Consider the following 385-nt stretch of genomic DNA (forward strand, 5'->3'; position numbering starts at 1 on the left):
GATCATCAAGATAGATCGCCGTCATCCGCGTGCAAACAGGACCCTGTATTCGCGCGGGGACAATTGAGACAACGCCATGAAATTCCTACAGACGTTTGAACTTTATCCTTTTCTCGACACCGTCGTAGCACTCGCTGCAGCCTTCGTGCTGGGAACGTTGATCGGCGCGGAACGCCAGTACCGTCAGCGGACTGCAGGCCTGCGCACCAACGTTCTCGTTGCCGTCGGCGCCGCAGCTTTCGTTGACCTCGCCCAGCGGATCGCCGGCACGACGGAAGCGGTGCGCGTCATCTCCTACGTCGTCTCCGGGATCGGCTTTCTCGGCGCCGGCGTAATCATGAAGGAAGGCATGAACGTACGTGGCTTGAATACGGCCGCGACATTG

The 385-nt window shown here is 59.2% G+C and carries 1 protein-coding gene; it reads left to right on the forward strand.

What is annotated here, in order from left to right; translation table 11 throughout:
* Positions 1-76: 76 nt before the first annotated feature.
* The coding region (locus AC5RWQ_RS30755) for an MgtC/SapB family protein (protein ID WP_494286093.1) at positions 77-385 on the forward strand (309 nt) is incomplete at its 3' end.

This window comes from Micromonospora sp. BS32 (genome assembly GCF_059089345.1).